The organism is Dickeya sp. ws52, from assembly GCF_007210685.1.
Classification (GTDB): Bacteria; Pseudomonadota; Gammaproteobacteria; order Enterobacterales; family Enterobacteriaceae; genus Dickeya; species Dickeya chrysanthemi.
Genome location: NZ_SZVX01000002.1, coordinates 54203 through 70097 on the forward strand (window position 1 = coordinate 54203; position 15895 = coordinate 70097).

Genomic DNA, 15895 nt, shown 5'->3' on the forward strand with positions numbered 1-15895 from the left:
ACATCATGATGCTCACGCGACTGCGAGAAATTATTGAAAAGGTTGCAGCCGCGGCCCGGCTGAGTGATGCGTTAGACATTTTGGTGAATGAAACCTGTCTGGCGATGGATACGGAAGTCTGCTCCATCTATCTGGCTGATCACGATCGTCAATGTTATTACCTGATGGCGACGCGCGGGTTGAAAAAACCGCGCGGCCGTACGATTACGCTGGCATTTGGCCAGGGGATTGTCGGGCTGGTCGGCGAGCGGGCCGAGCCTATCAATCTGGCCGATGCGCAAAGCCACCCCAGTTTCAAATTCATTCCTGCCGTACGCGAACAGCATTTTCGATCGTTTCTGGGCGTGCCGGTAATCCACCGGCGTCAACTGTTGGGCGTGCTGGTGGTACAGCAGCGCGAGCACCGGCAATTCGATAAAAACGAAGAATCGTTCATGGTGACGCTGGCCACCCAGATGGCGGCGATCCTGTCCCTATCTCAGATGAAGGCGCTGTTCGGGCAATACCGGCAAACACGCATTAAGGCGATGGCTGCGTCGTCCGGCGTTGCTATCGCGCCAGGCTGGCAAGACCGCAGCCAGCCGTCGCTGGAGTTGGTATTTCCGGCCTCCAGTCTCGACAGCGACCGTGAGCGTTCGCGACTGTTGATGGCGATGGAAGAGGCCGGCGCCGAGTTTCGCCGTTTCAGTAAACGCTTCAGCGCCAGTTCGCAGAAAGAGAGTGCGGCCATTTTCGATTTCTATTCCCACTTGCTCAACGACGCCCGCCTCAAACGCGACCTGTTTCAGGAAGTGGATACCGGCAGCGTGGCTGAATGGGCGGTCAAGGTCGTTGTCGAACGGTTTGCCGCGCAGTTCGCCAGCCTGCAAGATCCCTACCTGCGCGATCGCTCCAGCGATTTGCGCGCGTTAGGGCAGCGTTTGCTGTTTCATCTTGACGACAATGCGCAAAGCAATGGCCAATGGCCGCCGCGTTTTATTTTAGTCGCCGACGAACTGACGGCGACCGTGCTGGCGGAAGTGCCGCAGGATCGTCTGGCCGGTGTGGTGGCCTATGATGGGGCCGCCAATTCCCATGCCGCCATACTGGTGCGGGCGATGGGCATCCCTACGTTGATGGGAGCGGATATTCAGCCCGATCTACTGCACCAGCGCCTGTTGGTGTTGGATGGCTATCGCGGTGAGTTGCTGGTCGATCCCGAACCGGTGCTGGTGCAGGAATATCAGCGTCTGCTGAGCGAAGAAAACGAGCTGACCCGGCTGGCGGAAGACGACATGGAGCGCCCGGCGGTGCTGAAAAGCGGCGAACGGGTGGATGTGATGCTCAATGCCGGCCTGAGCGCCGAGCATGAGAAACGCTTTATTAATCAGGTTGACGGCGTAGGGCTGTACCGTACCGAAATTCCATTTATGTTGCAGAACGGTTTCCCCTCGGAAGAGGAACAGATGACGCAATATGAAGGCATGTTACGGCTATATCCGACCCGGCCGGTGATGTTGCGTACGCTGGATATCGGTGCGGACAAGCAGTTGCCTTACCTGCCCATCAGCGAGGAAAACCCTTGTCTGGGCTGGCGGGGCATTCGGGTAACGCTTGATCAGCCGGAAATCTTCATGATTCAGGTTCGCGCCATGCTGCGCGCCAACGCATATATCGGCAATCTGAGCATTTTATTGCCGATGATCAACAGCCTGGATGAGATCGATGAAGCGAAGCGCTTAATCGACCGGGCGGCGGCCGAGGTATCGGAAATGCTCGGCTTCCCGCAGCCGCGGCCGCGTATCGGCATTATGATTGAGGTGCCGTCGGTGCTGTTCCTGTTGCCGCACCTGGTATCCCGTATCGATTTCGTTTCCGTCGGCACCAATGACCTGACCCAGTATTTACTGGCGGTGGATCGCAATAATCCACATGTCGGCACCCTTTACGACAGCCTGCATCCCGCGATGCTGCAGGCGCTGAATATGATTATCACTCAGTGCCATCATTACCAACTGCCGGTTTCGGTATGCGGCGAAATGGCGGGGGAGCCGATGGGCGCGTTGTTGCTGATCGGGTTGGGTTTCCGCACGCTGAGTATGAATGGGCGTAGTGTGGCCCGCATCAAATACCTGTTGCGCCGCATTGGCGAAGATGAAACCCGTCAACTGGTCGCTAAAGTGCTTAAAGCACAAACAGCCGGCGAAGTGCGCCAATGGGCGTCGATCTTCATCGAAGAGCGTGGGCTTGGCGGCTTGATTCGCGGTGGGCGCTAAACGCGGCGGCGCCCGCTTTCCCTCCCTGTAATCCCCGTAAATGTTTACAGTTCTTTTATTCCCTCGTTGCCAACTGTTTCCGCTGGCTATGCTATCATTCGCAACCGCGGACGGCCGGCGGGAGACCTGCCTGCGTCCGGCCCCTTGAATAGCCCCGAAATCAGGGACAAAAGCAACGATAATGTGGTGATCGATGACGACGAGCTATCTGGTATTTCCCCAGTTTGATCCGGTGATTTTATCTATCGGGCCGGTTTCTCTGCACTGGTATGGATTGATGTATTTGGTCGGGTTTGTGTTTGCCATGTGGCTGGCGGTACGCCGGGCGAACAAACCGGGTAGCGGATGGCATAAAGACGAAGTAGAAAACCTGCTCTACTTCGGGTTCCTCGGCGTGTTCGTCGGGGGGCGTTTGGGGTACGTATTGTTCTATGCTCTCCCTTCATTTTTGGATAATCCGCTCTATCTGTTCCGGGTGTGGGACGGCGGCATGTCTTTCCACGGCGGGCTGTTGGGCGTTATCGCGGTGATGTTGTGGTTCGCGCATCGCACCAAACGTCATTTCTTTCAGGTATCTGATTTCATTGCGCCATTAATTCCGTTTGGTCTGGGCGCGGGCCGTCTGGGGAACTTTATCAATGGTGAGCTTTGGGGCCGCGTCACGACCGATACGCCGTGGGCGATGCTGTTTCCCAGCTCTCGCGCCGAAGATATGACGCTGGCGGCAGGCAACCCGCAATGGCAGGCGATTGTTAACCAGTACGGCGTTTTGCCGCGCCATCCGTCGCAGTTGTATGAACTGCTGCTGGAAGGCGTGGTGCTGTTCATCATTCTGAACCTGTTTATTCGCAAATCTCGTCCGATGGGCAGCGTATCCGGGCTATTTCTGATCGGTTACGGCTCTTTCCGCATTATTGTGGAATTCTTCCGCCAACCGGATGCCCAACTAGGATTATTCAGCGGCATCAGCATGGGGCAGATTCTGTCGGTGCCGATGGTGCTGGCCGGTATTTTGATGATGGTCTGGGCGTATCGCCGCCAGTCGAACCGGCAGTGATTGTTGATCTAATTACGTAGATAGAGGTGGTATGAAACAGTATCTGGAACTGATGAAAAAAGTGCTCGAAGAAGGGACTCCCAAAGATGACCGCACGGGCACGGGAACGTTATCGATTTTCGGTCATCAGATGCGTTTCAATCTGCAGGAAGGGTTTCCGCTGGTGACCACCAAGCGTTGCCATCTGCGATCCATCATCCACGAACTGCTATGGTTTCTGAATGGCGATACCAATATCGGCTACCTGAATGACAATAAGGTGTCCATTTGGGACGAATGGGCGGATGAGAATGGCTCACTCGGGCCGGTTTACGGCAAGCAGTGGCGAGCCTGGGGCGCGGCGGATGGCCGTCAGATAGACCAGTTGCAGACCGTGCTGAATCAACTGAAACAGGATCCGGATTCCCGCCGTATCATTGTTTCAGCCTGGAATGTCGGGGAACTGGACAAAATGGCGCTGGCGCCTTGCCATGCCTTTTTCCAGTTTTACGTTGCCAACGGCAAACTCTCTTGCCAGTTGTACCAGCGTTCCTGTGACGTATTCCTCGGCCTGCCGTTCAATATTGCCAGCTATGCGCTGCTGGTACACATGATGGCGCAGCAATGTGATTTGGACGTCGGGGATTTCGTCTGGACCGGCGGCGATACCCATCTTTATAACAACCACCTTGAGCAGACGCGCCTCCAGTTGAGCCGTGAGCCGCGTCCGTTGCCGCGACTGGTTATCAAGCGCCGTCCTGAGTCGCTGTTTGATTACCGGTTTGAAGATTTCGACATCGAAGGATATGACCCGCACCCTGCCATCAAGGCGCCGGTAGCCGTTTAAGTCTTTATTCTGTCTCGCTCTCACCGCCCAAAGGCGGATGCCGCTGACCATGGGAATGCTGTTTCCCGTTGAGTAGCCCGGCATCTGACCGATGGGCGGTTTTTTTTCTTCTCTGCTGATTTGCGGGCAAGCGCGCAATTCCCTTGTATGTTGCTGCCTCACCTTATCTTGCCTGCGATACGGCTCGTAACCCTATGCTTCGGCGCTATTCATCGCATCGCTGCGCTATAGAATTGCCGCTATGAACAGACCTAACCAAAGGCAGCGGGGCTTTTCCTTGCTGGAACTCATCATAGTGATAACCATTGTGGCGTTACTGACGAGCGGTGGGATGTACAGTTGGCTGGCTTATCGGCAGGCATTGCAACTGGAGCAACACGCCCGGCATTTACTGGCATTTATGGGGCGCGTGCAAGCCAATGCTTACTGGCGTAACCAGACCGACACGCTGTGGCTTAAGTCTGCAAACGGCAACTGGTGTATGGGAAATGGCGCGGAACCGGCTGCCTGCCCACCTGAAAGTACATCCATTTTTACCCGCACATCGCAGGATGTCGCGCTGGTTGAAACCACCAGTGAACGGTTGATGTTTTATGGCCTGCGTAATGCCGCGCAGGCTGGGCATCTTACATTAAGCAATCCAGCCGGGCGTGTCCGGCTGGTGATATCGGCGCGTGGTCGTTTACGCCTTTGCAGCGAGTCCCGGCCGTTACAAGGCATCCCGGTATGTTGAAGACGTTATCCGGAAAAACGGTTCGAGGGTTTACTCTGCCGGAGGTGATGCTGGCGATGGTATTGAGCAGTGTGACCATGTTGGCATTGGCGCAGTTGCTGCCATTATTGCGAGCGCAGATGCAGGATAGCGCCAGTCTTATCCGCCTGGAGCACCTGCTAAGTCAGACGCTGTTCGGTATAGAAAAAGATATTCGACGTGCCGGATTTTGCGCAGGCCGCTGTCAGGGGGCATCGTTGACGCTGGAAACCGGCGCCAGCCGGCAGGTGAGTTGCCTGACGGTGGCTTACGACGTCAACCGTAATGGGCGCTGGGAAACGGGGGAACAGTCTGAACCGGAGTTTTTTAGCTACCGTTTACGCGGCGGCGCGCTGGAGGTACAAACCGGTGGCCCGCGTTGTCAGGGCAATCGCTGGGAGAAATTACTGGATCCCGACGAAGTCACTGTCGATCGATTTGAAATAACAGAAGTCACAAAGGATGCATCCGGTATTCGGTCTCGTTATCAGGTTTTACTGACCGGTTACTGGACTGCACGCCCGGCGCAGCGGCTGCAGGTGGATAGTCTGGTGTCAGGGAGGAATCATGCAGGGTAGACAACAGCAGGGCAGCATACTGGTGGTGGTCATGTTGGTGATGATGATAGGTCTGTTGATGTTGGGCGGGTTGCAGCGCCAGTTGGACGTTCAGCTACGACAAGGCATTGATGAACAGCGTTTCTGGCAGGCATTCAATCAGGGGGTATCGTCACTGAATTGGGGAATCAGTCTTCAGTGGCAAATCATCGAAGGATGGCAATGTCAGACTCAACCATCAGCACAGTTACGCGTTTGTCTGCGTATAAACAACGAAGACCGTTATGGGCTGCTGCGCGCCGAGGGAAATGTTATCGGCGAACGACAACCCCTGGCGTTTTATCACCGAGTGGTGGCTGATGTCGCTGCGACTGGAGGGCGGATCCAACCAGTAGCTGGCGGATGGTCGGATTTTTGTCCTGAGACGATGGAGTTTGCCTGTGCGCCGACACCTTAAAAGTCGGCGTTGCGGCAGCTGTGCCGGTTTCAGTCTACCGGAAACGCTGGTGGCAGCCCTGTTATTCGCGGTATCGCTGGCCGGTCTCTTGCAATATCATCAGGTACTTCAGCAATCGCTGTTGCATCAAATGCAACAGCGCCAGGCATGGCGGCTGGCCCATTACCGATTGGAAGAGGAAAGTGCCGGCCGGGTTTCCGCGTCAGCGGGTATGCCGGCAGGTTGGGAACTACATCGGGCAGAGCAACTCTCGCCGCCGGCTTGTCGCCGCGTCACCGTGACGGTGGTGACGCCTTATCACTACCGGGCGGTATTGAACCGCTGGTTTTGTGATGCCGCTGATGTCGTTGCTCAACGCGACGGACCATAGCCTGAAATAAGAGCTTATATAACGCCTCTGGAGATATTGATGCGGAAATCTTGTATTTGGTTAAGCGTGTTACTGTTGGTTTTTTGGTTTCCGACCACTCAGGCGTCAGATGGCTGGCAGTCGTTACCGCAGACGGTACGAAAGAGTGAAAATGACGAGCGACAGTATCAGGCGATTCGGCTTAATAACGATATGACGGTGTTGCTGGTATCTGATATGCAAGCTACCCGTTCGCTGGCGGCGCTGGCGTTACCGGTCGGCTCGCTGGATAACCCGACGCGGCAGCCGGGATTGGCCCATTATCTGGAACATATGTTGCTGATGGGCTCAAAACGTTACCCGCAAGCCGATGGGTTGGCAGAGTTTCTGAAAATGCACGGCGGCAGCCACAATGCCAGCACGGCATCTTACCGTACGGCTTTTTATCTTGAGGTGGAAAATGATGCGCTGCAACCGGCGGTTGACCGGTTGGCAGATGCGATTGCCGAACCATTACTTGATCCCGTCAACGCTGATCGTGAGCGACATGCGGTCAATGCGGAATTGACTATGGCTCGCGCCCGTGACGGCCTGCGTATGGCGCAGGTCGGAGCTGAAACCATCAATCCGGCGCATCCTGGTTCCCGTTTTGCGGGCGGTAATCTGGAAACCCTCAGCGACAAGCCTGGCAGCAAGCTGCATGATGAATTGGTCGGTTTCTACCAGCGCTATTACTCCGCCAATCTGATGAAAGGCGTGGTGTATGGCAAGCGCCCTCTGCCGGAGTTGGCGGCTATTGCCGCTTCGACGTTTGGGCGAATTGCTAATCGTCAGGCCAGCGTCCCGCCGATTACTGAACCGGTGGTGACGGATGAACAACGTGGGCTGTTCATCCATTATGTTCCGGCGCAACCGCGCAAGCAGCTAAAGATTGAGTTTCGGATCGACAACAACAGCCCGGCGTTTCGCAGTAAAACAGATACCTACATCAGTTACCTGATCGGTAATCGCAGTCAGAATACGCTTTCTGACTGGCTGCAAAAACAGGGGTTGGCCGAGTCGGTACATGCCAGCGCCGATCCGATGTCCGAACGTAATAGCGGCGTGTTTAATATTAATGTCGATTTGACCGACAAGGGGTTGGAACAGCAGGACAATGTGATTGCCGGCGTCTTCGCCTATCTGGAAAAACTGCGCAATGAGGGGATCCAACAGCGTTATTTCGATGAGATCTCTCGCGTACTGAATATCGACTTCCGGTATCCCTCTCTGACCCGCGATATGGGCTATGTAGAGTGGCTGGTCGATACTATGTTGCGGCTGCCGGTGGAATACACGCTTGAAGGTGCTTATCTGGCCGACCGCTTTGCCCCTGATGCAATCAAAGCGCGGTTATCAACCATGACCCCCAACAATGCGCGTATCTGGGTCATCAGCCCCGAGCAACCGCACAATAAAGAGGCTTATTTTGTCGGTGCGCCTTATCAGGTGGATAAAATCGGCGACGCACGGATCATGAAGTGGCGGCAGGCAGCTCAATCGCTGACGCTCAGCTTGCCGACGCCTAACCCGTATATTCCGGATGATTTCTCGCTGATTGCCGCGGATGCGGCGATTACGCATCCCAAGAAAATCGTCGACCAGCCTGGGCTGCGCGTGTTTTACATGCCCAGCCGCTATTTCGCCAGCGAGCCGAAGGCTGATATTACGTTGATGTTGCGTAATCGCATGGCGAATGATTCTGCCCGTAATCAGGTGCTGTTTGCCTTGAATGATTATCTGGCCGGTGTGGCGTTGGATGCTCTCAGTTATCAGGCTTCGGTGGGCGGTATCGGGTTTTCTACCGGCAGTAATGATGGGCTGGTGATGACAGCCAGCGGCTACACCCAGCATTTACCTGATTTATTGCTGACGTTGGTAGAGCAGTACGCCAGTTTTAATTCGACGCAAGAGCAACTGGAACAGGCGAAATCCTGGTATGCCGAACAATTGGATGCCGCCGATAAGGCTAAAGCCTATGAGCAGGCGATGTTTCCGATTAAAGGGCTGTCTAGCGTGCCTTATAGCGAACGCAGCGAGCGGCGCAACTTGCTGAAGGACATTACGCTGCAAGAGTTGGTGCAATACCGTAAAGCGTTGTTGCAGCAGGCGGCGCCGGAGATGCTGGTGGTCGGTAATCTGGAGCAGGATAAGGTGGTTAGCTTGTCGCATAATTTGCGTGAGCGGTTGGGCTGCAGCGGTATGGAGTGGTGGCGAGGGCAATCGGTCAGCATTAGCCAGTCACAGCGAGCGACATTGCAACGCAGCGGCGGCAGTACCGATTCGGCACTGGCGGCAGTGTATATCCCTGCCGGATATGGCGAGATACAGAGCGCTGCGTACAGCAAGCTGCTGGGGCAGATCATTCATCCCTGGTTCTTTAATCAACTGCGTACAGAGGAGCAACTGGGGTATGCCGTGTTTGCCACGCCGGTATCTGTTGATCGCCAGTGGGGGATTGGTTTCCTGCTACAGAGCAACAGCAAGCAGCCGGGTTACCTTTATCAACGTTATCAGGATTTTTTTGGTAAAGCCGAACAGCGTTTGAGCGCCATGAATGCACAGACGTTTGCTCAGAACAAACAAGGGTTGATTAATGCACTCAGCCAGCCGCCTCAGACGTTGGATGAGGAAGTGGCGCGTTTGCGCGGTGACTTGGAGCGGGAGAATTTTGCTTTCGATACGCGTCAGCAATTGATCGGGCAATTGGCGTCCATTTCTTCGGCTCAGTTGACGGATTTTTTCCGGCAGGCGCTGCATCCGCAAGGGCTGGCGGTGTTATCCCAGATTTCTGGCAGTTCCGGTGGGCAGGCAGATTATGCCCAGCCATCGGAATGGCAGTCTTATGCATCAACGTCCGCCTTGCAGCAAACACTGTCGTTGAAAACGGTTGAACAGAAGCCGGCTGAAAAAGAAACCCAATAACGACGGGGGACGGGTGAAGAGGTTACTACTGGCGACACACTGTGTGCTGCGGATAGCGTAAGAGGAAACCAGAAGAGAAACGGTTGGGATGGGGAGCGGTAACGCGTGGTGATGACCACGCGTTACCGGCTTCATAGGCCGTTTTACAGGTCGATGACCAAAATCTTGGAGCGACGCTGGTAATTGTAAAGCTCTTGTTTGCGTTTCGGCAGTACTGCCACTTCCGCCGGCTGAAAACCACGCTCCTGAAACCAGTGAATACTGTGGGTGGTCAGCACAAACAGGCGTTTTAGCCCCTGCTGGCGCGCCTGTGTGGCGACATGATGCAGCAATTGATCGCCACGTGACGAGTTACGGTATTCCGGATGGACCGCCACGCAGGCCATTTCACCGATACTCTCTTCCGGGAATGGGTAGAGTGCGGCACAGGCGATAGTTAAATTATCGCGCACCACAACGGTGAATTTATCGATTTCCATTTCCAACTGCTCGCGGGAACGGCGTACCAGAATGCCCTGTTGTTCCAGCGGACGAATCAGCTCCAGAATCCCGCCGATATCGTTGATGGTCGCCCGGCGGATTTGCTCTGCGCTTTCCATTACGATTTGGGTGCCGATACCGTCGCGGGAGAACAGTTCCTGCAACAGCGCGCCATCTTCCTGATAGCTGATCAAATGGCTGCGGCGCACTCCGCTACGGCAGGCTTTCACCGCTCCGCGCAGGAAACGTACGACTTCGGAGTTATAATCGCCCGCCTCTTCCAGCGATTGAATACGCTGCTGTGCTTCGTCTGGCAGCAGCTCTGACACGATGCTGCCTTCGGCATTCGTGACCCCCTGAGAAGCACAAAAGCCAATCATCTTCTCGGCTTTGAGCTTGATAGCCAGTTGGGTGGCGACCTCTTCGGAAGTGAGGTTAAAGCTTTCGCCAGTGACGGAAACGGCCACCGGGCCTAAGAGCACAATGGCGCCGCTGTCCAGTTGGCGATGCAACGCTTCTTCATCAATACGGCGGATGCGCCCGCTGTGGCAGTAATCGACGCCATCATCCACGCCCAATGGCTGGGCGATGATAAAGTTACCGCTGACGACATTGATGTGCGCGCCTTGCAACGGCGTGTTAAGCAAGCTCATCGACAGGCGGGCGGTGATATCCAGTTGCAACATACCGGCTGCTTGTTTCACCAGTTCCAGCGTGGTGCTGTCTGTTACGCGGGTATGCTTGTGGTAGCGAGGTTCATAGTGATGGGCCATCAGATTCGCATCGATCTGGGGGCGTGCGCCGTAAACTACCACCAGTTTGATACCAAGACTGTGTAACAGGCCGATATCGTTGACGATTTTGGCAAAATTCTCATGTTCGATAGCTTCGCCGCCGAGCATGATGACAAACGTTTTACCGCGATGTGCGTTGATGTAAGGAACTGAGTGGCGGAAGCCTTGAACCAGTTCTGTACTACGTTCCTTCACTGCGAGCCCTCTTTGCATTTTTATTCGATATTTTCGTATTTTTATTCCTCGCAAACCAAAAGGCAAGCGATAACTTTTCGGTCTGGTCTGATAGTTTAAAGCAGCGCGGCTATCACAGTAGAAAACATCAACATGATTTTTGCATGACAGCCCGGTACGTATTGGTTAAAGTTTTCGGCGTTTTCATCAATCTGCCTGATTTCCTTAGCCATTAGCGGAGTTGCATGTCTGATTCGAAGCACCATCTGACCCGTCGTCATTTATTACAGGGCGCCGCCGCCACCTGGTTACTGAGCATCAGCGGTGTTGGGCTGGCCGCCGTCTCGCAAGTGATTGCCGTACGGGTGTGGCCTGCTTCTGCGTACAGCCGTGTCACGCTCGAATCCAGCCAGCCGCTAAAATACCGTCAGTTTATGTTGGAAAACCCTGATCGCCTGGTCGTCGATATTGAGAATGCCTCGTTGAATAGTGTGCTGAAAAATGCAGGCCGACAATTCGAACGACGTGATCCTTTTATCAAGACGGCTCGGGCCGGGCAGTTCGACAAAAATACGGTACGTTTGGTGTTGGAGTTACGGCAGAAGGTGAATCCCCGGTTGTTTACACTGGCACCGGTCGCTGGCTTTCGGCATCGTCTGGTAATGGATTTATACCCTGCTGCCGGTCGTTATGACGATGCCGATGACCCGCTGCTGGCGTTGCTGGAGGATTACAATAAAGGCGACCTGGAGCGAACGCTGCCGCCGGAAAGGCCCAACGATGGCAAGGCCGGGCGCGAAAGACCGTTGATCATCATGCTGGATCCGGGGCACGGTGGCGAAGATCCCGGCGCCATCGGTAAAAACCGGACCCGCGAAAAAGATGTGGTGCTGCAAATCGCCCGACGCTTGAAAGCGCTGATCGAGCGTGAGCACAACATGAAAGCCTACATGACCCGTAATGAAGATGTGTTCATTCCACTTAAGGTACGGGTGGCTAAAGCACGCAAGCAACGCGCCGATTTGTTTGTTTCTATCCATGCCGATGCCTTCAGCGACCGCTCAGCCCGCGGCTCTTCGGTGTTTGCCTTGTCCAAAAAAGGCGCTACCAGTTCAGCAGCGCGTTATCTGGCGCAAACGCAAAATGAGTCGGATTTGATAGGCGGGGTGAGTCTGAGCGGCGATCGTTATTTAGACAGCACCATGTTTGACATGGTGCAGACCGTCACCATTAACGACAGCCTGAAATTCGGCAAAGAAATTTTGCATCGTTTGGGAAAGGTCAACCATTTACACAAAAATAGCGTCGATCAGGCCGGTTTTGCGGTACTGAAGGCACCGGATATACCATCAATATTGGTGGAAACGGCTTTTATCAGCAACTTGGAAGAGGAACGCAAATTGCGTACCAGCCGTTTTCAGCAACAGGTGGCGCAATCGATCATGGAAGGGATAAAAGCCTATTTCGCGGCTCAGGCGCGTTAAGCGCCATGATGGCGTCGGCTGAACGCCAGACATAAAAAAACACCCGTCAGGGTGTCTATTTATTGGTTGCGGGGGCCGGATTTGAACCGACGACCTTCGGGTTATGAGCCCGACGAGCTACCAGGCTGCTCCACCCCGCGTCCGTCTTGTTTCTTCTATCTATGATGCTGGTACATCAATTGGTTGCGGGGGCCGGATTTGAACCGACGACCTTCGGGTTATGAGCCCGACGAGCTACCAGGCTGCTCCACCCCGCGTCCGTGGATGCGCACTATACTCCGCGTTCGCCTCGATGCAACCTCTTTTTTCAAATAGTTTACGTTTTTGCCGACGGGTGGTGAAATTGTCGTCATTGCGTTTCTTTTTTAGACTGCTGCGTGCCGTTTTGTCGTGATGCGTTTTATTCCCTCCCTCTGTTTGTTATCGTTCTGCGTGGTTTTACACTCAAGAATGAAGAGAGCTCGGAAATGAAAGGATGGTGGGGGAAATACGTGTTGACCGGGGTGGTCATCGCGATATTGGCCGGTTGTCAGACTCGGCCCAGCGATCGGGGACAGCAATATAAAGACGGCCGTCTCGATCAACCGCTGGAGTGGGTAAATGCGCCGAACGCTAACGGCAAGCCGGTGAATGCGGTCGATTTTTCCCAACAGGTTAGTCAGATTCAATCGTCCTCTCCCGGACTCTATTCCCGTAACAGCAATATCTTTCAGGCCGTACAGAACTGGATTCAGGCCGGCGGCGATACCCGCCAACTGGCGCAATTCGGCCTCAACGCCTGGCAGATGGAAGGCGTTGACAGCTTCGGCAACGTGCAGTTTACCGGTTACTACACGCCGGTGGTGCAGGCGCGTCGTTATCGTCAGGGCGAGTTTCGCTTCCCGTTGTATGCCATGCCCCGAGTGCGTAAAAACGGCCGTCTGCCGGATCGGGCCGCCATTTATTCCGGTGCGCTGAGCAACGAACTGGCTATCGCCTGGACTAACTCGCTGATGGATAACTTCATGATGGAAGTGCAGGGCAGCGGCTATGTCGATTTTGGCGACGGCAGCCCTCTGACCTTTTTTGGTTATGCCGGTAAAAATGGTCATGCCTACCGCAGTATCGGCAAGGTGTTGATCGACCGCGGCGAGGTGCCCAGAGAAGAGATGTCGATGCAGGCTATTCGGCAGTGGGCTGATCGGCATTCCGAGGCCGAAGTGCGGGATTTACTGGTGCAGAACCCTTCTTTCGTATTCTTTAAATCGATGGCGTCGATGCCGGTAAAAGGCGCCAGTGCCGTACCGCTGGTGGCACGAGCCTCCGTCGCGTCTGACCGGTCGTTGATCCCGGCGGGCACCACGCTGCTGGCGGAAGTGCCGCTGCTGGATAATCAGGGCAAGTTTACCGGCCAATATGAGATGCGTTTAATGGTCGCACTGGATGTCGGCGGCGCGATTAAAGGACAGCATTTCGATATCTATCAAGGGATTGGCACGGACGCCGGGCACGCTGCCGGTTTCTACAATCATTATGGCCGGGTGTGGGTATTGAAAAATGCGCAATCCTCCTCCGCCATGCCGTTGCTCAGTGCCGGCAACAATAATACGGCTGGAAATACCGGCGGGCTGGTCAGTAATCCCAACGAATGACTAACGTTCCGCCGCTCCATGGCTTTGTTGCGGCGGGATACACCTTGTTTTTCGGCTTACCGATTGGCTGTATTTGTCGGGCGGATTCTCGCCATGTGAAATACATCGGCGAAACGACCATTGCGGAAGGCGTAATCTTTGGACTCGCCTTCGACGATAAAACCGAATTTTCTGTATAGCGCCAGTGCGGCGTCGTTGTCAGTGTAAACGGTTAGCTCAATACGATGGATGTTAAGCCAGTTATCCGTCAGATTGGTCAATGCTGCCAACATGGCGCTGCCAACCCCCCGATTCTGATGCGTGTCTTTTACTCCCATGCCAAAGGTTCCTGCATGGCGGCGGCGTGGATTGCTGAATATTTCAAACCCCAGATTGCCCACCAATTCGCCTTCCCATTCTGCCACCAGGCTATAAACATTCTCTGGCATGTGGTTTAAACGAGACTCCCACGTAGCCAATGACGGATAAGGCAGTTGCAGTGTACCAGAGTAGGCATTTTCCCCTTCATAAATGCTGGCTACGGCAGCGGCATCGTGTGCTTCTGTGCGTCTGATAATTATATTGCTCATTTTTTCCTCGTACGGGTAACCGAATAACGGCATATCGCTTACTGAGATATTGTTAGTTGATCGCTTTAACCATCGGGATACAGGGCAACGAGAAGCCGCGCGGCGAATGGTACAGGCTGATTTCATCGCCGCAGAACCCCAAGGACCGATAAAACGGTGCCGCGTTCAGGCTGGCGTCAAGCCGGATTGCCGCCAACCCTGCCGCACGCGCCAGCGTTTCCAGATGCTGCATCATCCGTTTGCCTACGCCCTTGCCCATCGCCTCTGGCTCAACGAACACCGCATCGATCATGCCGGTATGAAGATTGACCATCCCTGTCCCGACCATCCGGGCAGCTATCTCCGCCAGATGAAAATGGTGGGTGACGGTATTCTCAAATACTTCGCTGAGCGCGCCGCTGGTCCAGCGTTGTAGTTGTTCCGCCGTGTAATCATGGCGGCAACCATGCAGGATGGCGCGATTGCGCAGTGCTAATACTTCCGGCGCATCGGCTCGACGTGCCTTACGCAGTGTGATGGCGGGCGTGTGCATTAGCGGTTTCCTGTGCCGGCATCGTGGGCGTGGGTATCGGCAAGCGCCGCGAGGTTCACCAGATTGGCGGGTTGACCGGCGGCAAATGCCACCACATTTTCAAAAGCGGTTTTGAAATACAGCTCGTAGCTACCACGTTCGACGTAACCGATGTGCGGTGTCGCCAGTACATTCGGCAGCGTCAGTAACGGCTCGTTTTCCGGCGCTGCCGGTTCGTTGTCAAACACATCCAGCGCCGCCTGTTTGCCGGGATGCGCCGCGAGTTCACGCCAGAGTGCCCCCGGTTCCACCAGTTCGGCTCGGCTGATGTTGACGAACAGCGAGTCCGGCTTCATCAGCGCCAGATCGTGCTGGGTTACGCAGTGGCGGGTGGCGGGGTTCAAGCGCAAGTGTAGCGACAGCACATCCGCGCCGGCGAAAAACGCCGCTTTACTGTCGGCTGCGCTAAAGCCGTGTTGGCGCGCCAGTTCTCGCGATGTCTCGCTGCCCCACACCAGCACCGTCATGCCAAATGCCGCACCGTAGCGGGCGATACGCTGCCCGATTTTGCCGTATCCCCAGATACCGAGCGTCAGCCCATGCAGCGTTCTGCCCAATCCCAACGTGCCGTTTTGTTGCCAGCGGCCCTGAGTCAACTGAGCGTTATAGCAGGGCAGATGGCGCGATGCCGCCATGATCAGGCTCCAGCATAATTCCGCCGGTGCAATCGGCGAACCGTTTCCTTCCGCTACCGCCACGCCATGCCGGGTGCAGTCGTCCACGTTGAGGTGCTGGCTCACTTTACCGGTCTGGCTGATGAGCTTCAGGTTCGGCAGTTGGGCGAGTAATTCATCAGTAATATGGGTGCGTTCACGAATCAGCACCAGTGCTTCAACATCTTGCAGTTGCGCCGCCAATTGAGCGGCGTCGGTATAGGTTTTATCCAGCACCTGTACCTGGTGGCCGTTCAACAGCGAAAAGCAATTCAGGTGCCTGACGGTATCCTGATAGTCATCCAATATGGCGATGTTCATGC

The 15895-nt window shown here is 55.0% G+C and carries 14 protein-coding genes and 2 tRNA genes; 10 read left to right on the top strand and 6 right to left on the bottom strand.

From position 1 onward, the window contains the following. Nucleotides 1-8 precede the first annotated feature (8 nt). The 8 genes from ptsP to ptrA all read left to right on the top strand — a co-directional run bounded on the left by ptsP (nt 9) and on the right by ptrA (nt 9216). Complete coding sequence (gene ptsP / locus FDP13_RS02090; RefSeq protein WP_033576099.1) at nt 9-2255, top strand: phosphoenolpyruvate--protein phosphotransferase; 2247 nt, start codon at nt 9-11, stop codon at nt 2253-2255. Nucleotides 2256-2448: 193 nt separating this feature from the next. Then, nucleotides 2449-3312 (top strand): prolipoprotein diacylglyceryl transferase, encoded by an 864-nt coding sequence (lgt, locus tag FDP13_RS02095; RefSeq protein ID WP_012770868.1) that lies wholly within the window; start codon nt 2449-2451, stop codon nt 3310-3312. 31 nt (nt 3313-3343) lie between these two features. Continuing rightward, a complete protein-coding gene (gene thyA / locus FDP13_RS02100) occupies nt 3344-4138 on the top strand; it encodes a thymidylate synthase (protein WP_012770867.1) in 795 nt (264 codons plus the stop codon). Between the two features lie 241 nt (nt 4139-4379). After that, nucleotides 4380-4871, top strand: a complete 492-nt coding sequence (locus FDP13_RS02105) for a prepilin peptidase-dependent protein (RefSeq protein WP_143838438.1) — start codon at nt 4380-4382, stop codon at nt 4869-4871. After that, nucleotides 4865-5467, top strand: coding sequence for a prepilin peptidase-dependent protein (locus FDP13_RS02110; RefSeq protein ID WP_143838440.1), 603 nt, complete (start codon nt 4865-4867; stop codon nt 5465-5467). The genes FDP13_RS02105 and FDP13_RS02110 overlap by 7 nt, the downstream gene beginning before the upstream one ends. Then, entirely contained in the window at nt 5457-5903 is a 447-nt protein-coding gene (locus FDP13_RS02115; RefSeq protein ID WP_231578078.1) for a YgdB family protein, read from the top strand. The genes FDP13_RS02110 and FDP13_RS02115 overlap by 11 nt, the downstream gene beginning before the upstream one ends. After that, complete coding sequence (locus FDP13_RS02120; protein WP_143838442.1) at nt 5887-6273, top strand: prepilin-type N-terminal cleavage/methylation domain-containing protein; 387 nt, start codon at nt 5887-5889, stop codon at nt 6271-6273. The genes FDP13_RS02115 and FDP13_RS02120 overlap by 17 nt, the downstream gene beginning before the upstream one ends. A gap of 39 nt (nt 6274-6312) precedes the next feature. Beyond that, nucleotides 6313-9216 (top strand): pitrilysin, encoded by a 2904-nt coding sequence (ptrA, locus tag FDP13_RS02125; RefSeq protein ID WP_143838444.1) that lies wholly within the window; start codon nt 6313-6315, stop codon nt 9214-9216. A 143-nt stretch (nt 9217-9359) separates the two neighbouring features. On the opposite strand, the gene argA is transcribed toward ptrA, so the two are convergent. Next, the gene (argA, locus tag FDP13_RS02130; RefSeq protein ID WP_193745560.1) at nt 9360-10703 is read right to left on the bottom strand and encodes an amino-acid N-acetyltransferase; all 1344 of its coding nucleotides are present in this window, start codon (nt 10701-10703) and stop codon (nt 9360-9362) included. Nucleotides 10704-10909: 206 nt separating this feature from the next. On the opposite strand from argA, the gene amiC reads away from it, so the two are divergent. Continuing rightward, nucleotides 10910-12148, top strand: a complete 1239-nt coding sequence (gene amiC / locus FDP13_RS02135; protein WP_033576050.1) for an N-acetylmuramoyl-L-alanine amidase AmiC — start codon at nt 10910-10912, stop codon at nt 12146-12148. A gap of 63 nt (nt 12149-12211) precedes the next feature. Here amiC and FDP13_RS02140 read toward each other — a convergent pair. Both FDP13_RS02140 and FDP13_RS02145 read right to left on the bottom strand, forming a co-directional pair. Next, nucleotides 12212-12288 (bottom strand) — tRNA-Met (locus tag FDP13_RS02140). Between the two features lie 40 nt (nt 12289-12328). Next, a tRNA-Met gene (locus FDP13_RS02145) sits at nt 12329-12405 on the bottom strand. A gap of 210 nt (nt 12406-12615) precedes the next feature. Here FDP13_RS02145 and mltA point away from each other — a divergent pair. Continuing rightward, nucleotides 12616-13779: a murein transglycosylase A gene (gene mltA, locus FDP13_RS02150; RefSeq protein ID WP_143838445.1), complete on the top strand. Its 1164-nt coding sequence runs from the start codon at nt 12616-12618 to the stop codon at nt 13777-13779. Between the two features lie 56 nt (nt 13780-13835). Here mltA and FDP13_RS02155 read toward each other — a convergent pair whose 3' ends face one another. From FDP13_RS02155 to FDP13_RS02165, 3 genes are read right to left on the bottom strand one after another with little or no spacing between them, the layout of a single operon-like run. After that, complete coding sequence (locus FDP13_RS02155; RefSeq protein WP_234424364.1) at nt 13836-14381, bottom strand: GNAT family N-acetyltransferase; 546 nt, start codon at nt 14379-14381, stop codon at nt 13836-13838. A gap of 19 nt (nt 14382-14400) precedes the next feature. Further along, nucleotides 14401-14880, bottom strand: coding sequence for a GNAT family N-acetyltransferase (locus FDP13_RS02160; RefSeq protein WP_012770857.1), 480 nt, complete (start codon nt 14878-14880; stop codon nt 14401-14403). Beyond that, nucleotides 14880-15893, bottom strand: coding sequence for a D-2-hydroxyacid dehydrogenase family protein (locus FDP13_RS02165; protein WP_143838447.1), 1014 nt, complete (start codon nt 15891-15893; stop codon nt 14880-14882). Before FDP13_RS02165 ends, FDP13_RS02160 begins: the two co-directional genes overlap by 1 nt. Between the last annotated feature and the right edge of the window lie 2 nt (nt 15894-15895).